Origin of the sequence: Streptomyces sp. NPDC056144, assembly GCF_042264145.1 — a bacterium.
Lineage (GTDB): Bacteria > Actinomycetota > Actinomycetes > Streptomycetales > Streptomycetaceae > Streptomyces.
This window is the reverse complement of record NZ_JBHJVF010000001.1, coordinates 49,289-73,180: the sequence shown is the minus strand read 5'-3', so window position 1 is coordinate 73,180 and position 23,892 is coordinate 49,289. Positions and strand designations below refer to the sequence as shown.

The following is a 23,892-nucleotide window of genomic DNA, read 5'->3' as shown; positions in this document are numbered from 1 at the left end:
CTCTTTTCTCCGCGCCCTTTTCGCGCGCGCTTCGCACTGCCCTCAGTCGTCACTCTTCCTCCCAGGAGTCCCCTGATGGACACCCCTCTCTCCACCATCGCCGTCGTCGGCCTCGGCACCATGGGCACCGGCATCGCCGACGTGCTCGTCCGGGCCGGCCGCGAGGTCATCGGCATCGACATCGACGACACCGCCACCGCCCGTTCCGTCGCCGCCCTCGAGGCCTCCACCGCCCGCGCGGTGGCCCGCGAGCGGATCACCGAGGAGGAGCGGCAGGACGCCCTGGCCCGCTTCCGCACCTACTCCGACCTCCAGGCGGCCGCCGAGGCCGACCTGGTGATCGAGGTCGTGCCGGAGTCGTACGAGGCCAAGCAGGAGGTCTTCCGGGCGCTCGACGGCATCGTCCGCGCCGACGCGATCCTGGCCACCGGCACCAACGCGCTCTCCGTGACCCGCCTCGCCGCCGACTCGGCGCACCCCGAGCGCGTTCTCGGCCTCCACTTCTTCACGCCCGTGCAGGCGATGAAGCTGGTCGAGGTCGTCTCCTCGGTCCTGACGGACCCGCGCGCGGTGGAGGCCGTCACCCGTCTGGCGGAGGAGCTCGGCAAGGAGCCGGTGGCGGTCGGGGACCGGGCCGGTTTCATCGCGGACGGGCTGCTCTTCGGCTACCTGAACCAGGCCGCGGCGATGTACGAGGCGAAGTACGCGTCCCGCGAGGACATCGACGCGGCGATGAAGCTGGGCTGCGGACTGCCGATGGGCCCGCTGGCGCTGCTCGACCTGATCGGCATCGACACGGCCCGTACCGTCCTCGACGCCATGTACGCCGACTCCCACGACCGGCTGCACGCCCCCGCGCCGATCCTCAAGCAGCTCAGCGAGGCCGGTCTGACCGGCCGCAAGACAGGCCGCGGTTTCTACACGTACGCGGCTCCGGGCTCGGCCGAGGTGGTGCGGGACGCCCTCACCCCGCTCACCTCGGCCGACGACGCCACGGGCCGCGAGGTCCGTTCGGTCGGCGTCGCGGGCTCCGGCACCATGGCCTCCGGCATCGCCGAGGTCTTCGCGAAGGCCGGGTACGAGGTCGTCCTCGCCGCCCGTTCCCAGGAGAAGGCGGACACGGCGAAGGCGCGGATCGCGAAGTCGCTGGCCCGTTCCGTCGACAAGGGCCGGATGACGGCCGAGGCGCGGGACACCACGCTGGCCCTGATCACCCCGGCGGGCTCGCTCGACCCCTTCGCCACGGTCGACCTCGCGGTCGAGGCGGTCGCCGAGGACCTGGCGGTCAAGCAGGAGCTGTTCGCGCGGCTCGACAAGATCTGCAAGCCGGGCGCGGTGCTCGCCACCACGACCTCCTCGCTGCCGGTCGTGGCCTGTGCCCGCGCCACCACGCGCCCGCAGGACGTCATCGGGATGCACTTCTTCAACCCGGCCCCGGCGATGAAGCTGGTCGAGATCGTCCGTACGGTGCTGACCGCCGACGACGTCCACGCCACCGTCCGCGAGGTCACGGCGAAGATCCGCAAGCACCCGGTGGACTGCGGCGACCGCGCCGGCTTCATCGTGAACGCGCTGCTCTTCCCGTACCTCAACAACGCGATCAAGATGGTCCAGGACCACTACGCGACCCTGGACGACATCGACGCCGCCATGAAGCTGGGCGGCGGCTACCCGATGGGCCCGTTCGAGCTGCTCGACGTGGTCGGCCTGGACGTCTCGCTCGCGATCGAGCAGGTGCTGCACCGCGAGTTCCGCGACCCGGGCCTCGCCCCCGCCCCGCTCCTGGAGCACCTCGTGGCGGCCGGCTGCCTCGGCCGCAAGACGGGACGCGGCTTCCGCGAATATGCCCGCCGCTGATCCGCGCACGACGGGCTGGGGCGGTCTCCTGAGCTCCCCGGGCGCCTCCGGTGCCCCGGGGGGCGCCCCCGGGAGCTCCCCGCCCCCACCTGGGCACACTCCCACTCCGATGCAGTACGTTCGGACCATGCCCAAGGCCGCGAAGACACCCCGTGCCACCTCCCCGTCGGACGCTCCCGAGAGCGCCGCCGGGACCCGCGCCGCCGCGCAGCGGCTCAAGATGCGCCGGGAGCTCGCGGCGGCGGCGATGGAGCTCTTCGCCACCAAGGGGTACGAGGCGACGACCGTCGACGAGATCGCGGCCACGGCCGGGGTCGCCCGGCGCACGTTCTTCCGCCATTTCCGCTCCAAGGAAGAGGCGATCTTCCCGGACCACGACGACACCCTCGTCAGGGCGGAGGCGGTGCTCAACGCGGCCCCGTCGCACGAGCACCCGCTCGACACGGTGTGCCGGGGCATCAAGGAAGTCATGAAGATGTACGCGGGGTCGCCCGCGGTCTCGGTGGAGCGCTACCGGCTCACGCGCGAGGTCCCGACCCTGCGCGAGCGCGAGATCGCCTCGGTGGCCCGCTACGAGCGGCTCTTCACCCGCTATCTCCTCGGCCACTTCGACGAGCTCGACCACCACGACGGCAACGACGACCCGCTGCTCGCCGAGGTGGCGGCCTCCGCCGTCGTCACCGCGCACAACCACGTCCTCCGGCGCTGGCTGCGGGCGGGCGGTCAGGGCGATGTGGAGGCGCAGCTCGACCACGCCTTCGCGATCGTCCGGGAGACCTTCGGGACGGGCATAGGCGCGGGCCGTCCGGCCCCCGCCACGGAGTCGAGGGAGGCCGCGCCGGCGCCCGTCGCGCAGGCCTCGGCCGCGGGTGACGTGGTGGTCGCCGTGGCCCGCACCGACGCCCCGCTCGACGAGGTCATGCGCACGATCCAAGAGGCGCTCAAGAAGGCCTGAACACCTCCACAGACACCTCTCGCACGAAGGCCGCCCCCGGTTTCCGGGGGCGGCCTTCTGCGTATCGTCCCAGTTCAGGGCGGATTTCGATCGATCATCGCTCATCCGAGACGCCCCGATGACAACTGAGAGAAATTGTTGGCACTGGGTGCCTTGTCACGTGACACGGCGTGCCATACGTTGATGTTGTCCGGGCGGCCGGAGCAGCGGGAAAACCCGCTCGCCGGCTGTCCCCGCGGGCCTTGGTCCCGTGCGCCCGGACGCCTGCGTCACAGGCACCCTCGCGCCCACCCGCGCGGCCACCGCACCACCCCGCGCCGAACCGACGGCACACCTCCACAGCAGCAGCAGCAGTCAGCTTCGTACCCCTCAGGCGTCCCTCCCTCAGGACGCTCACCGCCGGAGGCAACCCGTGAAGGAAATCCTGGACGCGATCCAGTCCCCGGACTCCTCGTCCGCCGACTTCGCGAACATCAAGCTCCCCGAGTCGTACCGCGCCATCACCGTCCACAAGGACGAGGCGGAGATGTTCGCCGGGCTCGAAAGCCGTGACAAGGACCCGCGCAAGTCGCTCCACCTCGACGACGTCGCGCTGCCCGAACTCGGCCCGGGCGAGGCCCTGGTGGCCGTCATGGCCAGCTCGGTCAACTACAACTCGGTCTGGACCTCGATCTTCGAGCCGGTCTCGACCTTCGGCTTCCTGGAGCGCTACGGCCGCCTCTCCGAGCTGACCAAGCGCCACGACCTGCCGTACCACGTCATCGGTTCCGACCTCGCGGGCGTCGTCCTGCGCACCGGCCCGGGCGTCAACTCCTGGAAGCCCGGCGACGAGGTCGTCGCGCACTGCCTCTCGGTCGAGCTGGAGTCCTCCGACGGCCACAACGACACGATGCTCGACCCCGAGCAGCGCATCTGGGGCTTCGAGACCAACTTCGGCGGCCTCGCCGAGATCGCCCTGGTGAAGTCCAACCAGCTGATGCCGAAGCCCGGCCACCTCAGCTGGGAGGAGGCCGCCTCCCCCGGTCTCGTCAACTCCACCGCGTACCGCCAGCTGGTCTCCCGCAACGGCGCCGGCATGAAGCAGGGCGACAACGTCCTCATCTGGGGCGCGAGCGGCGGACTCGGCTCGTACGCCACGCAGTTCGCCCTCGCCGGCGGCGCCAACCCGATCTGTGTCGTCTCCTCCCCCGAGAAGGCCGACATCTGCCGCTCGATGGGCGCGGACGCGGTCATCGACCGCAACGCCGAGGGCTACAAGTTCTGGAAGGACGAGAACACCCAGGACCCGCGCGAGTGGAAGCGGTTCGGCTCCAAGATCCGCGAGCTGACCGGCGGCGAGGACATCGACATCGTCTTCGAGCACCCGGGCCGCGAGACCTTCGGTGCCTCGGTGTACGTCACCCGCAAGGGCGGCACCATCACCACCTGCGCCTCGACCTCGGGCTACATGCACCAGTACGACAACCGCTACCTGTGGATGTCGCTGAAGCGGATCATCGGCTCGCACTTCGCGAACTACCGCGAGGCCTGGGAGGCCAACCGCCTGATCGCCAAGGGCAAGATCCACCCGACGCTCTCGAAGGTCTACTCCCTGGAGGAGACCGGCCAGGCCGCGTTCGACGTCCACCGCAACCTGCACCAGGGCAAGGTCGGCGTGCTCGCGCTCGCCCCGCGCGAGGGACTGGGTGTCTCCAACCCCGAGCTGCGCGAGCAGCACATCGACGCCATCAACCGTTTCCGCAACGTCTGAGAGCCCGGGGACCACTGATGACTGAGCGCAAGAAGGACCGTCCGTGGCTCATGCGGACCTACGCCGGTCACTCGACCGCCGAGGCGTCCAACGAGCTGTACCGGCGCAACCTCGCCAAGGGTCAGACCGGCCTCTCGGTCGCGTTCGACCTGCCGACGCAGACGGGCTACGACCCCGACCACGTCCTCGCCCGCGGCGAGGTCGGCCGGGTCGGCGTCCCCGTCTCGCACCTCGGTGACATGCGCCGGCTGTTCCAGGACATCCCCCTGGAGCAGATGAACACCTCGATGACGATCAACGCCACCGCGATGTGGCTCCTTGCGCTCTACCAGGTGGCCGCCGAGGAGCAGGGTGCGGACATCACCAAGCTCCAGGGCACCACGCAGAACGACATCGTGAAGGAGTACCTGTCGCGCGGGACGCACGTCTTCCCGCCCGGCCCCTCGCTCCGCCTCACGACGGACATGATCTGCTACACGGTCAACAACATCCCCAAGTGGAACCCGATCAACATCTGCAGCTACCACCTGCAGGAGGCCGGGGCCACGCCGGTCCAGGAGATCGCGTACGCGATGTCCACCGCGATCGCGGTCCTCGACTCGGTCCGCGACTCGGGCCAGATCCCCGCGGACCGGTTCGGCGACGTCGTCGCCCGCATCTCCTTCTTCGTGAACGCGGGCGTCCGCTTCATCGAGGAGATGTGCAAGATGCGCGCCTTCGGCCGCATCTGGGACAAGATCACCCGCGAGCGGTACGGGATCGAGGACGCGAAGCAGCGCCGGTTCCGCTACGGCGTGCAGGTCAACTCGCTGGGCCTCACCGAGGCCCAGCCGGAGAACAACGTCCAGCGGATCGTCCTGGAGATGCTGGCCGTCACCCTCTCCAAGGACGCCCGCGCCCGGGCCGTCCAGCTCCCCGCCTGGAACGAGGCGCTCGGCCTGCCGCGCCCCTGGGACCAGCAGTGGTCGCTCCGCATCCAGCAGGTCCTCGCCCACGAGTCCGACCTCCTGGAGTACGAGGACATCTTCGCCGGCTCCCACGTCGTCGAGGCCAAGGTCGACTCGCTCGTCGCGGAGTGCCTGGCCGAGATCGACCGGATCCAGGAGATGGGCGGCGCCATGGCCGCCGTCGAGTCCGGCTACCTCAAGTCGCAGCTCGTCTCCTCGCACGCCGAGCGGCGGGCCCGGATCGAGGGCGGCGAGGACAAGATCGTCGGCGTCAACATCTTCCAGGCGACCGAGGAGAACCCCCTCACCGCCGATCTCGACACCGCGATCATGACGGTCGACCCGGCCGTCGAGGCCCGTGTGGTCTCCGCCGTCGGCCGCTGGCGCGGCGAGCGCCAGGAGTCCACGGACCGGCAGGGCGGCGGCGACCCGTTCGTCTTCCCGACCACCCAGCAGGCCATCGAGCGCCTGAAGGAGGTCGCGCGGACGGAGGAGAACCTCATGGAGGCGACCCTGGAGTGCGTCCGCGCCGGTGTCACCACCGGTGAGTGGGCCGGGGCGCTGCGCGAGGTGTTCGGCGAGTTCCGCGCTCCGACCGGCGTCTCCTCCGCCCCCATCGCCGTGGCCGTCGAGGAGGGCTCCCCGCTCTCCGAGGTGCGCCGCAAGGTGTCCCGTACGGCCGAGGACCTGGGCATCGGCAAGCTCCGCTTCCTGGTCGGCAAGCCGGGACTCGACGGGCACTCCAACGGCGCCGAGCAGATCGCCGTCCGGGCCCGCGACGCCGGGTTCGAGGTGGTCTACCAGGGCATCCGGCTCACCCCGGAGCAGATCGTGGACGCCTCCCTGGAGGAGGACGTGCACGCGGTCGGCCTGTCGATCCTCTCCGGCTCGCACGCGCAGCTCGTCCCCGACGTGCTCGACCGCCTCCGCGAGGCGGGGGCCACGGACATCCCCGTCATCGTCGGTGGCATCATCCCCAACGCCGACGCGGCGGAACTGAAGCGGGCGGGTGTCGCCGCCGTCTTCACCCCGAAGGACTTCGGCATCACGGAGATCATCGGCCGTATCGTCGACGAGATCCGCAAAGCCAACAAGCTCAGCCCCCTTGAATGTACGGAGGTCCCCGCATGACCAGCCCCGCGACCAGCCCCGTGAACCGTCTGCGCCCGCGCCGGTCCTGCCTCGCGGTCCCCGGCTCCAACCCGCGCTTCCTGGAGAAGGCCCAGGGCCTCGCCGCGGACCAGGTCTTCCTCGACCTGGAGGACGCCTGCGCCCCGCTGGCCAAGCCGGAGGCCCGGCACACCATCGTGAAGTTCCTGAACGAGGGCGACTGGACCGGCAAGACCCGCGTGGTCCGCGTCAACGACTGGACGACCCACTGGACGTACCGCGACGTCGTCACCGTCGTCGAGGGCGCCGGCCAGAACCTCGACTGCATCATGCTGCCGAAGGTCCAGAACGCCGAGCAGATCGTCGCCCTCGACCTGCTGCTCACCCAGATCGAGAAGACCATGGGCTTCGAGGTCGGCAAGATCGGCATCGAGGCGCAGATCGAGAACGCCCAGGGCCTCAACAACGTCAACGCGATCGCGCAGGCCTCCCAGCGCGTCGAGACGATCATCTTCGGCCCGGCCGACTTCATGGCCTCGATCAACATGAAGTCGCTGGTCGTGGGCGAGCAGCCGCCCGGCTACCCGGCGGACGCCTACCACCACATCCTGATGAGCATCCTGATGGCGGCCCGCGCCAACAACCTCCAGGCGATCGACGGCCCCTACCTCCAGATCCGCAACCAGGAGGGCTACCGGGCCGTCGCCCAGCGCGCCGCCGCCCTCGGCTTCGACGGCAAGTGGGTGCTCCACCCGGACCAGGTCGCCGCCGCGAACGAGATCTTCTCGCCCTCGCAGGAGGACTACGACCACGCCGAGCTGATCCTCGACGCGTACGACTACTACACGTCCGAGGCCGGCGGGAAGAAGGGCTCCGCGATGCTCGGCGACGAGATGATCGACGAGGCCTCCCGCAAGATGGCCCTGGTCATCTCCGGCAAGGGCCGCGCCGCCGGCATGCAGCGCACCAGCAAGTTCGAGATCCCGGAGGCCTGACCTCATGCAGTTCGGTCGCACCTATGAAGAGTTCGAGGTCGGTGCCGTCTACAAGCACTGGCCCGGGAAGACGGTCACCGAGTACGACGACCATCTCTTCTGCCTGCTCACGATGAACCACCATCCGCTGCACATGGATGTGAATTACGCCGAGAACACGACGGACTTCAAGAAGAACGTCGTCGTCGGCAACTACATCTACTCGCTGCTGCTCGGCATGTCCGTGCCGGACGTCTCCGGCAAGGCCATCGCCAACCTGGAGATCGAGTCGCTGCGGCACGTGGCGCCGACCTTCCACGGCGACACCATCTACGGCGAGACCACGGTCCTCGACAAGACCCCGTCGAAGTCGAAGAGCGACCGCGGCATCGTCTACGTCGAGACCAAGGGCTACAAGCAGGACGGCACCCTGGTGTGCGTCTTCCGCCGCAAGGTGATGGTCCCGACCGCCGAGTACATCGAGGCGCGCGGCGGCGAGCAGGCCGGCCGCCCGGAGCTGAAGGAACAGGGGAAGTAGTCATGGCGCGACTCGCCCAGACCCACGGTCTGACCGATGTCCAGCAGGAGATCCTCGCCACGGTCAGGGACTTCGTCGACAAGGAGATCATCCCGGTCGCGACGGAGCTGGAACACCGCGACGAGTACCCCCAGGAGATCGTCGACGGGCTCAAGGAGCTCGGCGTCTTCGGTCTGATGATCCCCGAGGAGTACGGGGGCCTGGGTGAGTCGCTGCTCACCTACGCGCTGTGCGTGGAGGAGATCGCGCGCGGCTGGATGTCGGTCTCCGGCATCATCAACACCCACTTCATCGTCGCGTACATGCTCAAGCAGCACGGCACCCAGGAGCAGAAGGAGTACTTCCTTCCGCGGATGGCGGCCGGCGAGACGCGCGGCGCGTTCTCGATGTCGGAGCCGGGCCTCGGCTCGGACGTGTCCGCCATCACCTCGAAGGCGGTCAAGGACGGCGACGAGTACGTCCTCAACGGCCAGAAGATGTGGCTGACCAATGGCGGTACGTCAACCTTGGTCGCCGTTCTCGTCCGAAGTGACGAAGGACACCCGGAGGGCACCGCCCCCCACAAGTCGATGACGACCTTCCTCGTCGAGAAGGAGCCCGGCTTCGGAGAGGTCCGTCCCGGCCTCACGATTCCCGGGAAGATCGACAAGATGGGTTACAAGGGCGTCGACACGACCGAACTCATCATGGACGGACTGCGCATTCCGGCCAATCGGGTCCTTGGCGGCACCACGGGCCGAGGGTTTTACCAAATGATGGACGGCGTGGAAGTCGGCCGCGTGAACGTGGCGGCGCGTGGTTGCGGCGTCGCGCAGCGTGCTTTCGAACTCGGTGTCTCATATGCCCAGCAACGTCACACTTTCGGCAAGGCCATCGCCGAACACCAGGCGATTCAGTTCAAGCTTGCCGAGATGGCTACCAAGGTCGAGGCCGCTCATGCCATGATGGTGAACGCAGCACGCAAAAAGGACTCCGGGGAACGAAACGACCTGGAAGCAGGGATGGCGAAGTACCTCGCCTCCGAATACTGCAAGGAGGTCGTGGAGGATGCCTTCCGCATTCACGGTGGATACGGCTTCTCGAAGGAGTACGAGATCGAGCGCCTCTACCGCGAGGCGCCGATGCTGCTCATCGGTGAAGGTACCGCCGAGATCCAGAAAATGATCATTGGTCGTCGGCTCCTGGAGGAGTACCGATTCCAGGGCTGATTGTCGGTTTTGAGTCGGTTCGGCCGCGAAGAAGATCACACCCCGTGTTCGTCTTCCGGCCGTCGACTCGGTTCCTGGCTTGCCCAGTTGCGCCCCGCAACCGATAGCATCGCCGGAAAGCCGCCGTCCCCCCGTTGCCAGTGCGGCATCATCCGCTACGAAGGTCATTCATGCCCGACAGTCGAACCTCTGCACACCGCGACAGCCTCAAGGGCGTACGCATCGCACGCGGAGCATCGCCGTGGCTTCTGCCGACCGTGGCCACCGCGGCGCTCAGCCTCGTGCGCTCCCGCAGCTCGAAGCGCGCCGCGGCCATCGCCGTGCCGACCACCGCTCTCGCGGCCGGCATGCTCTGGTTCTTCCGCGACCCCGAGCGCGAGATCGCTCAGGGCCGGGTCATCTCCCCCGCCGACGGCGTGGTGCAGAGCATCATGCCGTGGAAGGACGGGCGCACCCGGGTCGCCATCTTCATGAGCCCGCTGAACGTCCACGTCAACCGCGCGCCGCTGGCCGGCACCGTGACGTCCGTGGAGCACGTCCCGGGTGGGTTCGTGCCGGCGTTCAACAAGGAGAGCGAGAACAACGAGCGCGTTGTCTGGCACTTCGACACCGAGCTCGGCGACATCGAGATGGTGCAGATCGCGGGTGCCGTGGCGCGGCGCATCGTGCCGTACATCCCGCAGGGGACGAAGGTCGAGCAGGGTGATCGGATCGGTCTGATCCGCTTCGGCTCGCGCGTCGACATCTACCTTCCGGAGGGTGTCGAGGTCGCCGTCGAGGTCGGCCAGGCCACGACCGCGGGGGTGACTCGCATTGACCGTGATTGATCCCGACACACGGGCTGCCGACTGGGCCGCCGACGCCGACACGGAGGCGGCCGAAGAGGCCGAGGAGATGCCGCTGTCGTTGAGGCTGTCCATAGCGGACGCCCTCACGCTCGGTAACGCCACGTGTGGCTTCATGGCGGTCTACTTCACGACGACCGGCATCCTGATCCCGCACCTGACCGGCAGCAGCGAGACCGGCATGGCGCGCAACAGCGCCGCCACCGCCGTCATCCTGATGCTGGCCGCGGCGATCTTCGACCTCTTCGACGGCATCGTGGCGCGCAAGCTCCGCAGCTCGCCGATGGGTGCCGAGCTCGACAACCTGTCGGACCTCATCAGCTTCGGTCTGGCCCCGGCCTACTTCGTGCTCGTGTACGGCATGGTCGCGGACGACGCGCAGCAGAAGGTCTCGGCGGTCGCCGCGATCGTGGTGCTGCTGGCCGTGGTCCTGAGGCTCGCGAGATTCTCGTGCGTGACGATGAAGGACGGCATGTTCCAGGGCATGCCGAGCCCCTTCGGAGCGCTGACGGTCGTCTCGATCGTGCTTCTCGAGCTGCCGTTCATCCCGACGCTCCTCGCGATCATCGGTGTCGCCTGGCTGATGGTGAGCCGGGTCGAGTACCCGAAGCCGCGGGGCATCCTCGCGGTGGCGATGCTCAGCTGGATCGTCGGAGCGATGGCCATGCTGGCGGCCTGGGCGTTCGACGCCCCCGGCGGGGCGTTCCTGCTCCAGACCGGGTGCGCGCTCCAGGTGGTGCTGGGCGCCGTGATCCCCCTCTTCGCGACGGCCCGCCGAGTGAACACCTTCCGCGGCAACCGGCGCGAGAGCCGGGAGGCACGGGCGGCGCAGCTGCCCTAGCGGTACGAGCTGTACGAGAAGGGCCCCGGAGGCGACAAGCCTCCGGGGCCCTTTCGCATGTCCTATGTCCTCTCAGAGCCGCTTGTAGTACAGGGTCGTGGCCCTGAGCGTTCCCGCCGGGTCCGCCGCGAACTCGGGGATCGTGCCGGCCGGCGTCCAGCCGGCCGCCCGGTAGAGGCGCTCGGCCGGGCTGTCGGTCTGCGTGTCCAGGACGAGCAGCCGGAGCCCCGTGGCGGCGGCGTGGGCCTCCGCGGCGGACAGGAGGGTACGGCCGAGGCCGCGGCCCCGGGCGGAGCGGTGGACGAGCAGGCGCGCGATCTCGCCGCGGTGGCGTCCGTTGGCCGTGGCGGTACGGACGAGGGTGACGACGCCGGAGAGGGACCCGTCCGGGCCGGTGGCCGCCCACACGTCCCGTACACCCGCCTCGGCGTCCTCGGCGGCACCCGACCACCACCGGGCCGCCTCGGAGTGCTCCAGGGGTGCCAGGAAGCCCACGGAGGCCCCGCCGTCGACGGCGTCGACGAGGAGCTCGGCGAGGGCGCCGGCGGCGTGGGACCGTACGTCCTCCGGGGACAGCCGGACGACGGGGGCGTCGAGGGGCTTGCGGAGGCAGAGCAGGTCCGGGCGCTCGTCCCAGGGGTCGACGCGCTCGAAGCCGAGGCTCCGGTAGAGCGCGAGCGGCTCCTCGCGCCAGGCCCAGCAGGTGAGGCGCGCGGCGGGAGCGCCGGTGAGGGCCGCGCGGCGCAGGACCTCGGCCATGAGGGCCCTGGCGAGGCCCTTGCGGCGGGCCTCGGGCGCGACCCAGAGGCGCTTGATCTCGGGCGGGAGCCCGTCCTTGGCGGCCTTGAGGACGACGCACCCCGTGGGGTCGTCGTCCCCGGGCGCGGTGGCGAGGAGGACGGTGTCGGCGGCGAAGGCGGCGGCCGGGTCGACCACCTCGGCGCGGTATACGGCGGGCAGCTCGGCCGCGCTGCCCACCGGCGCCCCCTTCTCGGCCTGGTTGGCGAGATGGGAGGCGCCGAGCAGGGCGGCGAGGCGCGGGTGGGAGCGGTTCTCCTCGATGCGGGGTGCGGTCGTGCCGGGTGCGTTCATGGGGCCGACCCTCACACCGGAGTGTTTCCGGAATGTTCCGGACGGTTTACGGCGTGTACGACCCTGCCGCCTCGGCGACGAAGGGCTGCCGGACCGCGCGCATGCCGCCGGGGAGCGACTTGTCCGGCTGGATGATGACGGACTCTCGGGAGGAGGGGGCCTTCGGGTCGCTCAGGTCGTGGGTGATGCCGAAGCCCGCGTCGTAGGCGTTCAGGGTCAGGAGCGCCTTGTCCACGCCCTCACGGGTGAGGTCCTTGTCGGCGCAGGCCTTCTTCAGGGCCTCGCCGAAGACACCGGCGGCCGTCCAGCCGGCGACGATGCCGTTGTCGAGGTTGTCGCCCGGGTAGGCGGCCCGGTAGTCGGCGACGAGCTTCCTCGCCGTCGGGGTGTCGGCGCCGACGGGCAGGCTCGGCGAGGCGAACCAGTACATCTTCTCCAGGGCGGGACCGGCCTGCGTGCCGAGGAGCTGCGGCGCGAACGCCGAGTTGTTGCCGACGACCGGGACCTTCAGGCCGGTGGCCGCGGCGACGCCGACGAACGAGGCGGCCTGGCGGGGGCCCGCGCTGATGACGACGGCCTTGACCCCGGCCTGCTTGAGCGCCGCGACCTGCGCCGACATGTCGTTGTCGGTGGGCTTGATCTTCTGCTCGACGACGGTCAGGCCCGCCTTCCCCGCCGCGTGCTTCGAGCCCTTCAGCGCGTTCTCCCCGTAGTCGCCCTCGAAGTAGACGTGGCCGAGCTTGTCGCCGGACCTGAGGCCCTTCTCCTTGAGGAGGAAGTCGACGGCGTTGATCGTCTCGACGTCGTACGTGGCGCCGAGGACGCGGATGTACGGGGAGCCGAGCAGCGAGGCCGACCAGGCCTGGGGCAGGACGAGGCCCTTGTCCTTGCCGTCGACGCGGGGCTTCACCGCGGCGACGAACGGTGAGCCGATGAACTGGGTGTAGCCGACGACCTTCGGCTCCAGCTCGGTGTAGGCGGCGAGCGCCTTCTGCGGGTCGTAGCCGTGGTCGCGGACCGTCAGCTCCAGCTGTCTGCCGCAGATGCCTCCGGCGGCGTTGACCTGCTTCACGTACAGCTGCTGCGCCTGGGTGACGCTCTTGCCGAGGGTCGCGTACACGCCCGTCATGTCGGTGAGGGCGCCCAGCGAGATCGTCGTGTCGGTGACGCCGGCGCCGGTCCTCACCCCGCCGGCTCCGGTCTGCTTCCCGTCACCGGTCTTGGCCTTCGAGCTGCATCCGGCGGCGGTGAGGGCGACCAGCGCGGCGAGCGCGGCGGTCAGGCCCCGCACGGCCTGTCGTCGGTGGTTCATCGTGCCTCCCCTGAGGGTTCGGTGGAGATGGTCTTACGGGTACGGGTACGGGTACGGGTGCCGGTTCTGGTGCCGGCGCGGACGGTCAGCCGGGCCAGGCCGCCGGGCAGGAAGAGGACCACGGCGACGACGGCCGCCCCGTAGAGGTAGCGGGAGGCCTCCCCCGGGGTGATCCCGCCGGTGCCCGGGGCGGAGACCAGGGGCAGCGCGTCGCTGTACCGGGTGAGGAGCTGCGGCAGGAGGGAGACGAAGACGCCTCCGGCGACCGCTCCGGCGACCGAGCCGAGACCGCCGATGACGATCATGGCCAGGTATTCGAGGGACAGCGCCATGCCGAAGTACTCCGGCACCGTGCGCTGGAAGACCAGGGCGAGCAGGACGCCCGCGAGGCCCGCGTACAGGGAGGAGAGGACGAAGACGGCGGCGCGGTGGCGGGCCACGGGGATGCCCATGACGCCGGCGGCGATCCGGTGGTCCCTGATGGCGTTCATGGCGCGCCCCGGACGGCCCCGGAGGACTCCGCGGGCGAAGAGGACCCCGGCGAGGAGCAGGACGAGTCCCAGGTACCAGAGCTTCTCGACGGCGCCGAACGGGACCTGGGCGACGAGGAGTTCGCTGTCGTCGAAGGTCAGACCGAAGAGGGAGAGCGGCGGGACGGCCCGGCCGTTGTAACCGCCCGTCAGGTCATGGGCGTTGAAGAGGACGTGCTGACCGATGAAGATCAGCGCGAGGGTGGCGATGCCGAGGTACGCGCCCCGCAGCCGCCCCGCGATGGGGCTGAACACCCCGCCGGCCAGGCCCGCGAGGGCCACCGCGAGGACGGCGGCGAGCCAGCCGGGCAGGCCGAGACCGGCGAGGCCGTCCGAGCCGTCACCGGCGAAGAAGCAGTAGCCGTACGCGCCGACGGCGAGGAAGAAGGCGTGCCCCATGGAGAGTTGGCCCGTCGCGCCGGTCAACAGGTTGATGCCGATGGCCCCGAGGGCGGCCGCCATGGCGAACAGGCCCGCCTGGAGCCAGAACCGGTCCAGGTAGAACGGGAGGGCGAGGAGGACGAGGGCGGCCGCGGCCGCCCCTCCGTACAGGGCCGGTGCGCGGACGGCCTTGAGTCCGTCGCGGGCGGGCGCCTCAGACACGGGCGAGCTCCTTCGTACCGAAGAGTCCGGCCGGGCGGAGCAGCAGCACCGCGACCATGACGAGATAGGGGGCCAGGTCGCCGATGCCCCGGCCGAGGAAGGCCAGGTCGCTCTGGTAGCCGGTGGCGAGGGACTCGGTGACGCCGACGAGGAGTCCGCCGACGAGCGCGCCCGTGGTCGAGTCGAGACCGCCCAGGATCGCGGCGGGGAAGGCCTTCAGGGCGGCGAGCGAGGTGGCCCGCTCCAGGCCCGGTGTCGGGAAGACCGTGAGGAAGAGCGCGGCGACGGCGGCGAGCGCGCCCGCGACCGCCCACGCGCCGAGCGACACCCGGCCGAGCCTGATGCCCATGAGGGCGGCGGTCTCCTGGCTCTCGGCGGCGGCCCGCATGGCGACGCCCCAGGACGTGTACCGGAAGGCGAGCAGGAACGCGGTGATGAGCAGGGCCGCGACGAGGAGCGCGGCGATCCGGGTCTGCGCGACGGTCACCGGGCCGACGGTGACGACGGCGTCGCCCCACGGGCCGCCGAGGGCGAGGATGTCCGTGCCGATCCGGCGGGTCAGCTCGGTCGCCAGGAGGATGTCCACGCCGATCGTGACGATCGCGAGGACGCTGTGGTCGCCGCCCCGGTGACGGCGCATCACGAGGAACTCGACGGCCGCGCCGACCACCGCCGCGCCCGCGATCCCGGCGAGCAGGGCGGGCCAGAAGCCGATGTCGTCGTGGAGGACGGCGGTGACGTAGCCACCGGCCAGGAGGAGGGAGGCGTGGGCGAAGTTGACGACCTCGGTGGCCCGGAAGATGACGACGAAACCGAGGGCGATCAGGGCGTAGACCGAGCCCAGCGAAAGGCCGTTGATCAGGAACTCGGCGAAGGTGCTCACGCGGGGGTCTCCTCTCCGAGGTAGGCGCGGACGACCGCGGGGTCGTTCTGGATGTCGGCGGGGGCCCCGTCGGCGATGCGGCGGCCGAAGTCGAGGACGGTGACGGAGTCGGCGAGCCGCATCACCAGGCCCATGTCGTGCTCGACGAGGAGGACCGAGATGCCGAGGCCGTCGCGGACGCCCGCGATGACGGAGGCGGTACGGCGCCGCTCGTCGGCGGTCATGCCGGCGACGGGTTCGTCGAGGAGCAGGAGCTTCGGCTCCATGCAGAGGGCGCGGGCGAGTTCGGCGAGCTTCTGCTGCCCGTACGGGAGGGAGCCCGCGGGCCGCGCGAGCTGCTCCTCCAGGCCGACGAAGGCGGCGATCTCCCGGACCCTGGCCCGGTGGCGGGCCTCCTCGCGGGCGGCGGACGGCAGCCGGAGGCCGGCGGCGAGGAAGCCGGTACGGGTGAGGCGGTGGCGGCCCAGCATCAGGCTGTCCTCGACGGTCGCGCGGGGCGGGAGCGCCAGGTTCTGGAAGATCCGGCCGACGCCGAGGTCCGCGATCCGGTGCGGGGGCAGGGCGGTCAGCTCGTCCGTACCGAGGCGCACCGAGCCGGAGGTGGCCCGGTAGACGCCGGAGAGCACGTTGAAGCAGGTGGACTTGCCCGCGCCGTTGGGGCCGATGAGGGCGTGGACGGTGCCGGGGCGGACGGTGAAGCCGACGCCGTCGAGGGCGGTGAGCCCGGCGAACCGTACGGTGAGGTCGCGGACTTCGAGGGTGGGCGGGGCGCCGGTCGTCGGGGCTCCGGTCATCGGGTCTCCTCCCAGCGGGACAGGACCGGGTGGGCGGTGCGGGCATCGGCCGCGTCGGCGGCGGCGCCCTCGTCGACCACGCCCAGGTAGCGGCGGCGGACCTCGTCGGAGGCGGCCAGCTCGGCGGCCGGGCCCGAGAGCGTGACCTCGCCGACTTCGAGGACGTACGCGTGGGAGGCGAGGCGCAGCGCGAGCGCCGCGTTCTGCTCGACGAGGAGCACCGCCGTGCCCTGGGCGTTGATCTCGCGGACGGCGTCCGCGATCCGGGCCGCCATCAGCGGGGCGAGACCGAGGGACGGCTCGTCGAGGAGGAGCAGGCCCGGCGCGGCCATCAGGGCGCGGCCGACGGCCAGCATCTGCTGTTCGCCGCCGGAGAGCAGCCCGGCCTGCTGCCGGGCGCGGTCGGCGAGGACCGGGAAGAGCTCGTGGACCCGGCGCAGGGCGCCCGTCCTCGCCGCGCGACCGGCACCGCGACGGCCCAGCGCGCCCGCGCGCAGGTTGTCCTCCACCGTCATCCGGGCGAAGACCTGGCGGCCCTCCGGCACCTGGGAGACACCGGCGGCGACCACCCGGTCGGGCGTGAGCCCGTCGAGCGGGCGGCCGTCGCGGCGCACCGTCCCGGAGACCACGGACCCGCCGTGGAAGCGGAGCGTGCGCGAGACGGCCCGCAGCAGGGTCGACTTGCCGGCGCCGTTGCCGCCGAGGACGGTGACGACGGCGCCCGCCGGCACGGTCAGCGACACCCGGCGCAGCGCGCGCACCGGTCCGTATCCCGCCGTGAGGTCCTCGACCTCCAAGGCGGGCGCGGTTCCTCCCATGGATCCACCCTCCCGTTCTTCGGTGGCGCTCACCCCAGCACCGGGCCGGACCGCCCGTCCACGGCTCCCGGCCGAATCGCTGCCGGTGACCAGTGGCGGCGGGGATGGGCTGTGCATGCGCACAACGCTGCGGTTCAGGGGCTGTTCCGGGCGCTCCGGGCGGTGGATGCTCCGGGCATGGGACGGCGCAGAAGGCGGACCGGTGACGACTGGAAGGTGCTCGCCGAGGCGTGCACGGCGCTCCTGGAGCGGGTGCCCGAGCTGGTGGACGAGCACCTGCGGGAGCTGCACGCGTACGAGCCCGCCTACGGGCGGATCCTGCCGTACGACCAGCACTGGCAGGAGGCCCACGAGGCGATGCGGATCGGGGTCGAGATGATCGCGGCGCCGCGCAGCTCGCCGCGGCGGGACCTGGAGTACGCGGAGCAGATGGGCGGGCGGCGGGCCGCGCAGGGCATGCCGCTCGAACTCGTCGTGCACGCCTACCGGCACGCCGGGCACCTCGTGTGGGACGCGCTGATCGAAGGCGCCGGGGAGGACACGGCGCAGCTGGCGGCGCTGATGCAGTCGGCGACGACGGTGTGGTCGGCGGTGGACGCGCAGGCGGACACGGCGTCGGAGGCGTACCGGGCGGCCGAGGCGGAGCTGCGGCGCCGCACCGACGAACAGCTCCAGGCGCTCCTGGACGCGCTCCTGCACGGGCAGGGCTCCCCCGAGCTCGTGTCCCGCGCGGCGGCCGGGCTCGACCTGCCCGAACAGGGGCGGTACGCGGTGGTGGTGCTCCGCTACGACCGGCGGGAGGAACGCGAACCGTTCCACCGGCAGGTGCAGGGCGAGGGCGTGCGGTTCCTGTGGCGGATGGGCGCGGACTGCGAGATCGGGGTCGTGGCGCTCGCGGACTCCACCGGACTCGACGCGCTCTCCGAACTCCTCGACGGCCGGTGCCCCGGCCCCGGCGGGATCAGCCCCGTCGTCGTCGGCCTCACCGAACTCGGCCGGGCGCGGCGGCTCGCGGAACTCGCCCTGCGGACGTGCCCGCCGGGGAACCGGCGGATCGTACGGCTCGACCGGCGGATGGCGGGAGCGCTGGTGGTGGGCCAGCCGGAGATGGCGAGCCTGCTGGTCTCGGACGTCCTCGGCGGCCTCCTGGAACTGGACCCGGCGGACCGGGCGGTCCTCCTGGAGACGCTGGACGCGTGGCTGGACTGCGACGGGTCCGCGGGGCGGGCGGCCGGGCGCCTGTACTGCCACCGGAACACGGTCTTCAACCGCCTGCGGCGCCTGGAACAACTGACGTCACGGTCACTGTCGCGCCCGCGGGACCTCACGGAAATGACCTTGGCCCTGGACGCGTTCCGCCTGACGGCACCGGGCTGACACCCGGGCGGGCGGCGCGCGCCTGGGGGCCGTCGCCCACTGCCGTGCGCCCGCGCCCGCTGGGCGGTGCCCGCCCCTGGGACCGTCGCCCACTGCCGTGTGGGCAGTCGTCCCGCAGGGCCGGGGGTCCCCCCTGCTCGAAGAGCTTGGGGGCGGGTGGGCACACGGGACGGCGCCCTCAGCGGCGCCTCGCACATCGCGCCTGAAACCGCACCGGTATCGCACCGCACTGGGGGTGCGGGTCCAGGCGCGGAAGTCTAGGCCCGGCAGGGGCGCCGTTCCGTTGTGCCCACCCGTTCCGCCCCAGCGGAACGACTGCCCACAACGAAACGGCGGGGCGCAGCCCGCACGGAGGGCTATGGGGCTTCGCCCCGCGGCGGGTGGGGGTTACGTCAGGTGGTCGTGGGCGATGGTCGTCGCGACTTGTTCCAGGAGCGGGCCCGCGTTCGGGATGGACTTGGCGGGGTCCGGTTCCAGGGACGACAGGGGGTACGCCTGGGAGATGCCCGCGCCGGCGAGGGCCTCCGGCGTCAGGGCCAGGCGGCCGCAGACCGCGACGACCGGCTTGCCCGCCGCCCGCGCCGCCGCCGCAACCCCCGCCGGGGCCTTCCCGTGGAGGGTCTGCTCGTCGAGGGAGCCCTCGCCGGTGATGACGAGGGTGGCGCGCTCCAGGGCGGGGGCGAAGCCGAGGACCTCCAGCATCAGCTCGATGCCGGGTCGGAAGCTCGCGCCGAGGATGAGCGCGCCGTAGCCGATGCCGCCCGCCCCGCCCGCGCCGGGCGCGACCGCCGCTTCGGCCGCCTTGGGGCCGATGGCCTTCTCCAGGACGGTGGCGAAGTGGGCGAGCGCCGCGTCGAGGGTCCGGACGTCGTCCGGGGTGGCGCCCTTCTGGGGGCCGTAGACGGCGGGCGCGCCCTTGGGACCGGTCAGGGGGTTGTCGACGTCGCTGGCCAGGATCAGGGAGATCGCGGCGAAGCGGGGGTCGAGGCCGGTGAGGTCGGCGGTCTCCAGGGAGGACAGGGCCGCGCCGCCGGGGGCCACCGGCTCGCCCGACGCATCGAGGAACCGCGCGCCGAGGGCGGCGAGCATGCCCGCGCCGCCGTCCGTGGTGGCGCTGCCGCCGACGCCGAAGACGATGGTGGTGGCGCCCGCGTCGAGGGCGGCGCGGAGGAGCTCTCCGGAGCCGTACGTCGTGGACGTGAGGGGGGCGAAGACGCCGGCGGGGAGGAGCTGGAGGCCGGAGGCCTCGGCCATCTCGACGACCGCCGTGGTGCCGCGCAGCGCGTACGCGGCGGTGACCTGCTCGCCGAGCGGCCCCGTGACCCGTACCTCGCGCCGCTCGAATCCGGCCGCGACCGCCGCCGCGACGGTGCCGTCGCCGCCGTCGGCGACCGGGAGCGTCTCGACGGCGAGGTCGGGGACGACCTGCCGCAGACCCGCGGTCACCCGCTCCGCGACCTGTACGGCCGTGAGCGAGCCCTTGAACTTGTCGGCCGCCACGAGCACGTGAGCGACCTGAGTTGCTGCTCCGTCCGTCACCTTGCATCCCTTGCTTTCGAACGTGCAGTCGCGCCAGCGCCGACCCTATCCGTACGACCAGACGGCGTGCCACCCCCTGATAAAGCGATATTCCGCACCATAGTGGGGTCACATGAGTACGGAAAAGATCGCTCCGGATGTTCCGGACGCGCCGGACGGCAGGCCGGACGGCAAGGTCATCGGGATCGGGATCGCGGCTGTCGTCGCCGTCGTGGCCTGGGCGGCGCTGGGCGAGGATTCCTTCGACAGCGCCTCCTCCTCGGCGCTCGACTGGGTACTGTCCAACTTCGCCTGGCTGTTCGTGGTCGCCGCCGACACCTTCCTCGTCCTGTGTGTCGTGATCGCCCTGAGCCGCTTCGGCCGGATCCGGCTGGGCGCGGACGACTCGGAGCCGGAGTTCACGAACCTGGCGTGGATCGCGATGATGTTCAGCGCCGGCATGGGCATCGGTCTGATGTTCTACGGGGTTGGGGAACCGCTCCAGCACTTCCTGAGCCCGCCCCCGGCGAGCGGGGCGCAGGCGGGGACCGGCGAGGCGGCCCGTACGGCCATGGAGTACTCGTTCTTCCACTGGACGCTCACCCCGTGGGCGATCTACGGCATCGCGGGCCTCGCCCTCGCGTACGCGGGCTTCCGCAAGGGCCGGGGCAACCAGCTCAGCTCGGCCTTCGTGCCGCTGATGGGCGAGCGGCGGGCGAAGTCCTGGCCGGGCAAGGCGATCGACCTGCTCGCGGTGTTCGCGACGGTCTTCGGCACGGCGACGAGCCTCGGCCTGGGCGCGCTCCAGGTCGCGGAGGGCCTGAACATCACGATGGACGTGGAGAACTCCACGGCCACGCAGCTGATCATCATCGTCGCGCTGTCGGCGGCGTTCGTCCTGTCGGCCTTCTCGGGCCTGCACAAGGGCGTGAAGTGGCTGTCGACGCTGAACATCGTCCTCGCCGGCTGCCTGATGGTCTTCGTCTTCCTCCTCGGCCCGACGGTCTACATCCTCGACACCATCCCGGCCTCGGTCGGCGGCTACCTGCACGACCTGCTGCCGATGGCGAGCCAGACCGGCGCCTTCAGCGACCCCGACTGGCTGGGCGCCTGGACGATCTTCTACTGGGCGTGGTGGCTCTCCTGGGCCCCGTTCGTCGGCACCTTCATCGCCCGCATCTCACGCGGCCGCACGATCCGCGAGTTCCTGGTGGGTGTCCTCCTCGTGCCGTCCGGCGCGACGGTGGTGTGGTTCTGCGTGATGGGCGGTACGGCGATCCGTCTGGAGACGACCGGCGAGGCGGACCTCGCCGGGGCGGTCAAGGACGGGGCCGAGGCCTCGCTGTTCGCGATGCTGGAGGCGCTGCCGATCGGCACGGTCACCTCGGTCCTCGCGATGATCCTGGTGATGACGTACTTCATCACCAGCGCGGACTCCGCCTCGCTGGTCATGGGGTCGCTGACGAGCCGGGGCTCGCTCCACCCGCCGACCTGGCTCGTGGTGACCTGGGGCATCCTCATGGCGGCCGTCGCGGCCGTCCTCCTCGTCGTGGGCGGTCTGAACTCGCTCCAGACGGCGACGATCCTGGTGGCCCTGCCGTTCGTGGTGGTCATGCTGGCGCTGTGCTGGGCACTCGTACGGGAACTCCGCGAGGACCCCGGCGCCGGACCCGTCCGGCACCACCCGCTGCACGGCATGCGGGACGCCGTGCGGGCGCTGGTCGGCGAGGCGATGACCGAGCAGGGCGGCGGCGACCGCCACCACCGGCTGCGGAGAGCCGCGAAGGCCCGTACCGACACGGAGACGCGTACGGACACGGATCCGCCCCAGGAGGGGTGACAGCGGCGGCGAACCAGCCGGGCGGCCCGTCCGGCTGGCTACGCTGGCGCCATGACCACCACCGATTACGCCACGTACATCGCCAGTCTGCCGCGCGTGCTCGCCGGTGCCGCCGCGCTCTTCCGGGACGCGGAGGGTCGGGTCCTCGTCGTGGAGCCCAACTACCGCGAGGGCTGGGCCCTGCCCGGCGGCACGGTCGAGTCCGACACGGGCGAGACGCCCCGGCAGGGCGCCCGCCGGGAGACCGCCGAGGAGATCGGGCTCGACGTGGAGCTCGGCCCGCTGCTCGCCGTCGACTGGGTGCAGGGCACGCAGCCGCGGCCGCGACCGCCGATCGTGGCGTACGTGTACGACGGCGGGGTCCTGGACGAGGAGGGTTTCGCGGCGATCCGGCTCCAGGAGGAGGAACTGCTCTCCTGGAAGCTGATCGACCGCTCCGAGGTCACCGCCCACCTGCCGGGCTCCCTCGGCCTCCGGGTCCTCGCCGCGCTGGACGCCCTGGCGGACGGCCGGGGGCCGGTGGAGCTGGAGAACGGCCGCCCGGCCCGGGGCTAGCCCCCCCAGCGGGCCTCAGCCCTGCGGGGGCTCGGGCGGCAGGACGTCGTGGCGGGCCTGCGGGTCGGTGCGGTCGGCGACGATCGCCTCGGTGCGGTGTCCGCGCGCGATGTAGTCGCGGACGACCGCCTCCACGGCGTCCTGCGGGTTCCCGACCCCCGCGAGGACCATGACTTCCACGACGAGTTCGGCGTCGAGCGCGATGTTCACCTTGGCCATGCGGGGAACGTAACACCCGGAAACGCGTTGGCGGGAGCGGTTTCGGGATGCCTATCGTCGGCGGCATGACGATGGTGGCGATTCTCAGCGGAGCCGGTATCTCGACGGACTCGGGCATCCCCGACTACCGGGGGCCGAACGGCCTGTGGCGGCGGGACCCCGAGGCCGAACTGCTCGTCACCTACGGGCCGTACATGAACGACCCCGACATCCGCCGCCGCTCGTGGCGGATGCGGCTCGACGCGCCGGTCCTGACGGCCGAGCCGAACGCGGCCCACCGGGCGATCGCGGAGTACGAGCGGACGAGCGGGAACGCGCTGCGGGTCATCACCCAGAACGTCGACGGGCTCCATCAGGCGGCCGGGGTGACCGAGCGGAAGGTCGTCGAACTCCACGGCTCCGCGCGGTCGGTGGTGTGCACCGCGTGCCACGCGCGCTCGTCGATGGCGGAGGCGCTCGACCGGGTGGTGGCCGGTGAGGACGATCCGGCGTGCCGGGTGTGCGGCGGCATCCTGAAGACGGCGACCGTGATGTTCGGGCAGCGGCTCGACCCGGAGGTGCTCGCGCAGGCCATGGCGATCGCCAAGGGCACCGAGGTGTTCGTCGTGGTCGGCAGCAGTCTCCAGGTGCAGCCGGCGGCCTCGCTCGCGGGGATCGCGGCCGAGCACGGGGCCCGGCTGATCATCGTGAACGCCGAGCCGACACCGTACGACCCGGTCGCCGACGAGCTCGTGCGCGAGCCGATCGGGACGGCGCTGCCCGCGCTGCTCGACCGGCTGCGGTAGCACGTTCCTGGAACAGCGCGTCCTAGAACAGCGCGTCCGGCTCCGCCGCCCCCGCCTCCCCCGCCTCGAAGGCCAGCAGCCGCTGCTTGCGGGCGAGCCCGCCGCCGTACCCCGTGAGGCTGCCGCCCGAGCCGATCACGCGGTGGCAGGGGACGACGATGCTCACCGGGTTCTTGCCGTTGGCGAGGCCGACGGCGCGGGAGGCGGCGGGGTTGCCGAGGGCCTCCGCCAGTTCGCCGTACGTCCGGGTCTCCCCGTACGGGATGCGGCGGAGCTCCTCCCAGACGCGGAGCTGGAACGGAGTGCCGACGAGGTGGAGCGGCAGGTCGAACTCGGTGAGCTCGCCCGCGAAGTAGGCGTCGAGCTGGCGGACCGTCTCGTCGAAGGGGCGCGGGTCGGGCTCGCCGAAGGTCTCCTCGGGCGGGCGGTGCCGCTGGTCGGTCATGTGGATGCGGCTGAGGACGCCGTCGACGGCGACGAGGGTGAGCGGGTCGTAGGGGCTGTCGACGACGGTGTGCCGGATGGTCGGCATGGAGGGGTT

General features: G+C 71.4%; 22 protein-coding genes. 13 read left to right on the top strand and 9 right to left on the bottom strand.

Annotated elements, in window-relative coordinates:
* The first annotated feature begins 75 nt into the window (after positions 1 to 75).
* The 9 genes from ACFC0Z_RS00290 (at position 76) to pssA (ending at position 11,025) form a co-directional block, all read left to right on the top strand.
* Positions 76 to 1,857: a 3-hydroxyacyl-CoA dehydrogenase family protein gene (locus ACFC0Z_RS00290; protein ID WP_376431117.1), complete on the top strand. Its 1,782-nt coding sequence runs from the start codon at positions 76 to 78 to the stop codon at positions 1,855 to 1,857.
* A 127-nt stretch (positions 1,858 to 1,984) separates the two neighbouring features.
* Positions 1,985 to 2,812, top strand: a complete 828-nt coding sequence (locus ACFC0Z_RS00285; RefSeq protein WP_376431115.1) for a TetR family transcriptional regulator — start codon at positions 1,985 to 1,987, stop codon at positions 2,810 to 2,812.
* Positions 2,813 to 3,224: 412 nt separating this feature from the next.
* A complete protein-coding gene (gene ccrA, locus ACFC0Z_RS00280) occupies positions 3,225 to 4,562 on the top strand; it encodes a crotonyl-CoA carboxylase/reductase (RefSeq protein WP_376431113.1) in 1,338 nt (445 codons plus the stop codon).
* 17 nt (positions 4,563 to 4,579) lie between these two features.
* On the top strand, positions 4,580 to 6,640 hold the full coding sequence (locus tag ACFC0Z_RS00275; protein WP_376431111.1) for a protein meaA: 2,061 nt from the start codon (positions 4,580 to 4,582) through the stop codon (positions 6,638 to 6,640).
* A complete protein-coding gene (locus ACFC0Z_RS00270) occupies positions 6,637 to 7,614 on the top strand; it encodes an HpcH/HpaI aldolase/citrate lyase family protein (RefSeq protein ID WP_376431109.1) in 978 nt (325 codons plus the stop codon). Before ACFC0Z_RS00275 ends, ACFC0Z_RS00270 begins: the two co-directional genes overlap by 4 nt.
* Before the next feature lie 4 nt (positions 7,615 to 7,618).
* Positions 7,619 to 8,131 (top strand): MaoC family dehydratase, encoded by a 513-nt coding sequence (locus tag ACFC0Z_RS00265; RefSeq protein ID WP_318101974.1) that lies wholly within the window; start codon positions 7,619 to 7,621, stop codon positions 8,129 to 8,131.
* A 2-nt stretch (positions 8,132 to 8,133) separates the two neighbouring features.
* Positions 8,134 to 9,339 (top strand): acyl-CoA dehydrogenase family protein, encoded by a 1,206-nt coding sequence (locus tag ACFC0Z_RS00260; protein WP_376431107.1) that lies wholly within the window; start codon positions 8,134 to 8,136, stop codon positions 9,337 to 9,339.
* Positions 9,340 to 9,509: 170 nt separating this feature from the next.
* On the top strand, positions 9,510 to 10,166 hold the full coding sequence (locus ACFC0Z_RS00255; protein ID WP_376431105.1) for a phosphatidylserine decarboxylase: 657 nt from the start codon (positions 9,510 to 9,512) through the stop codon (positions 10,164 to 10,166).
* Positions 10,159 to 11,025 (top strand): CDP-diacylglycerol--serine O-phosphatidyltransferase, encoded by an 867-nt coding sequence (gene pssA / locus ACFC0Z_RS00250; RefSeq protein ID WP_376433386.1) that lies wholly within the window; start codon positions 10,159 to 10,161, stop codon positions 11,023 to 11,025. The genes ACFC0Z_RS00255 and pssA overlap by 8 nt, the downstream gene beginning before the upstream one ends.
* Before the next feature lie 72 nt (positions 11,026 to 11,097).
* Here pssA and ACFC0Z_RS00245 read toward each other — a convergent pair whose 3' ends face one another.
* The 6 genes from ACFC0Z_RS00245 to ACFC0Z_RS00220 are packed head-to-tail and all read right to left on the bottom strand — an operon-like array spanning position 11,098 to position 17,057.
* A complete protein-coding gene (locus ACFC0Z_RS00245) occupies positions 11,098 to 12,117 on the bottom strand; it encodes a GNAT family N-acetyltransferase (protein WP_376431103.1) in 1,020 nt (339 codons plus the stop codon).
* A gap of 46 nt (positions 12,118 to 12,163) precedes the next feature.
* Positions 12,164 to 13,429: an ABC transporter substrate-binding protein gene (locus tag ACFC0Z_RS00240; protein ID WP_376431101.1), complete on the bottom strand. Its 1,266-nt coding sequence runs from the start codon at positions 13,427 to 13,429 to the stop codon at positions 12,164 to 12,166.
* Positions 13,426 to 14,511, bottom strand: coding sequence for a branched-chain amino acid ABC transporter permease (locus tag ACFC0Z_RS00235; protein WP_376433384.1), 1,086 nt, complete (start codon positions 14,509 to 14,511; stop codon positions 13,426 to 13,428). The genes ACFC0Z_RS00240 and ACFC0Z_RS00235 overlap by 4 nt, the downstream gene beginning before the upstream one ends.
* Positions 14,512 to 14,554: 43 nt before the next feature.
* A complete protein-coding gene (locus ACFC0Z_RS00230; RefSeq protein ID WP_376431099.1) occupies positions 14,555 to 15,445 on the bottom strand; it encodes a branched-chain amino acid ABC transporter permease in 891 nt (296 codons plus the stop codon).
* Entirely contained in the window at positions 15,442 to 16,239 is a 798-nt protein-coding gene (locus ACFC0Z_RS00225) for an ABC transporter ATP-binding protein (protein ID WP_376431097.1), read from the bottom strand. The genes ACFC0Z_RS00230 and ACFC0Z_RS00225 overlap by 4 nt, the downstream gene beginning before the upstream one ends.
* Entirely contained in the window at positions 16,236 to 17,057 is an 822-nt protein-coding gene (locus tag ACFC0Z_RS00220) for an ABC transporter ATP-binding protein (protein ID WP_376431095.1), read from the bottom strand. Before ACFC0Z_RS00220 ends, ACFC0Z_RS00225 begins: the two co-directional genes overlap by 4 nt.
* A gap of 177 nt (positions 17,058 to 17,234) precedes the next feature.
* Here ACFC0Z_RS00220 and ACFC0Z_RS00215 point away from each other — a divergent pair, with 177 nt between their 5' ends.
* On the top strand, positions 17,235 to 18,434 hold the full coding sequence (locus tag ACFC0Z_RS00215; RefSeq protein WP_376431093.1) for a PucR family transcriptional regulator: 1,200 nt from the start codon (positions 17,235 to 17,237) through the stop codon (positions 18,432 to 18,434).
* Positions 18,435 to 18,821: 387 nt separating this feature from the next.
* Here ACFC0Z_RS00215 and ACFC0Z_RS00210 read toward each other — a convergent pair whose 3' ends face one another.
* Positions 18,822 to 19,973 carry a glycerate kinase gene (locus ACFC0Z_RS00210; protein WP_376431091.1) on the bottom strand — a complete coding sequence of 384 codons (1,152 nt, stop codon included), beginning with the start codon at positions 19,971 to 19,973 and terminating at the stop codon, positions 18,822 to 18,824.
* Positions 19,974 to 20,085: 112 nt separating this feature from the next.
* Here ACFC0Z_RS00210 and ACFC0Z_RS00205 point away from each other — a divergent pair, with 112 nt between their 5' ends.
* A complete protein-coding gene (locus tag ACFC0Z_RS00205; RefSeq protein WP_376431089.1) occupies positions 20,086 to 21,792 on the top strand; it encodes a BCCT family transporter in 1,707 nt (568 codons plus the stop codon).
* 51 nt (positions 21,793 to 21,843) lie between these two features.
* Positions 21,844 to 22,347 (top strand): NUDIX domain-containing protein, encoded by a 504-nt coding sequence (locus tag ACFC0Z_RS00200; RefSeq protein ID WP_376431087.1) that lies wholly within the window; start codon positions 21,844 to 21,846, stop codon positions 22,345 to 22,347.
* A 15-nt stretch (positions 22,348 to 22,362) separates the two neighbouring features.
* Here the strand turns inward: ACFC0Z_RS00200 and ACFC0Z_RS00195 are convergent, their stop codons facing one another.
* Positions 22,363 to 22,566 (bottom strand): type II toxin-antitoxin system VapB family antitoxin, encoded by a 204-nt coding sequence (locus tag ACFC0Z_RS00195; RefSeq protein WP_376431085.1) that lies wholly within the window; start codon positions 22,564 to 22,566, stop codon positions 22,363 to 22,365.
* 65 nt (positions 22,567 to 22,631) lie between these two features.
* On the opposite strand from ACFC0Z_RS00195, the gene ACFC0Z_RS00190 reads away from it, so the two are divergent.
* A complete protein-coding gene (locus ACFC0Z_RS00190) occupies positions 22,632 to 23,351 on the top strand; it encodes an NAD-dependent deacetylase (protein WP_376431083.1) in 720 nt (239 codons plus the stop codon).
* Positions 23,352 to 23,373: 22 nt separating this feature from the next.
* On the opposite strand, the gene ACFC0Z_RS00185 is transcribed toward ACFC0Z_RS00190, so the two are convergent.
* Complete coding sequence (locus ACFC0Z_RS00185) at positions 23,374 to 23,883, bottom strand: methylated-DNA--[protein]-cysteine S-methyltransferase (RefSeq protein ID WP_376431082.1); 510 nt, start codon at positions 23,881 to 23,883, stop codon at positions 23,374 to 23,376.
* Between the last annotated feature and the right edge of the window lie 9 nt (positions 23,884 to 23,892).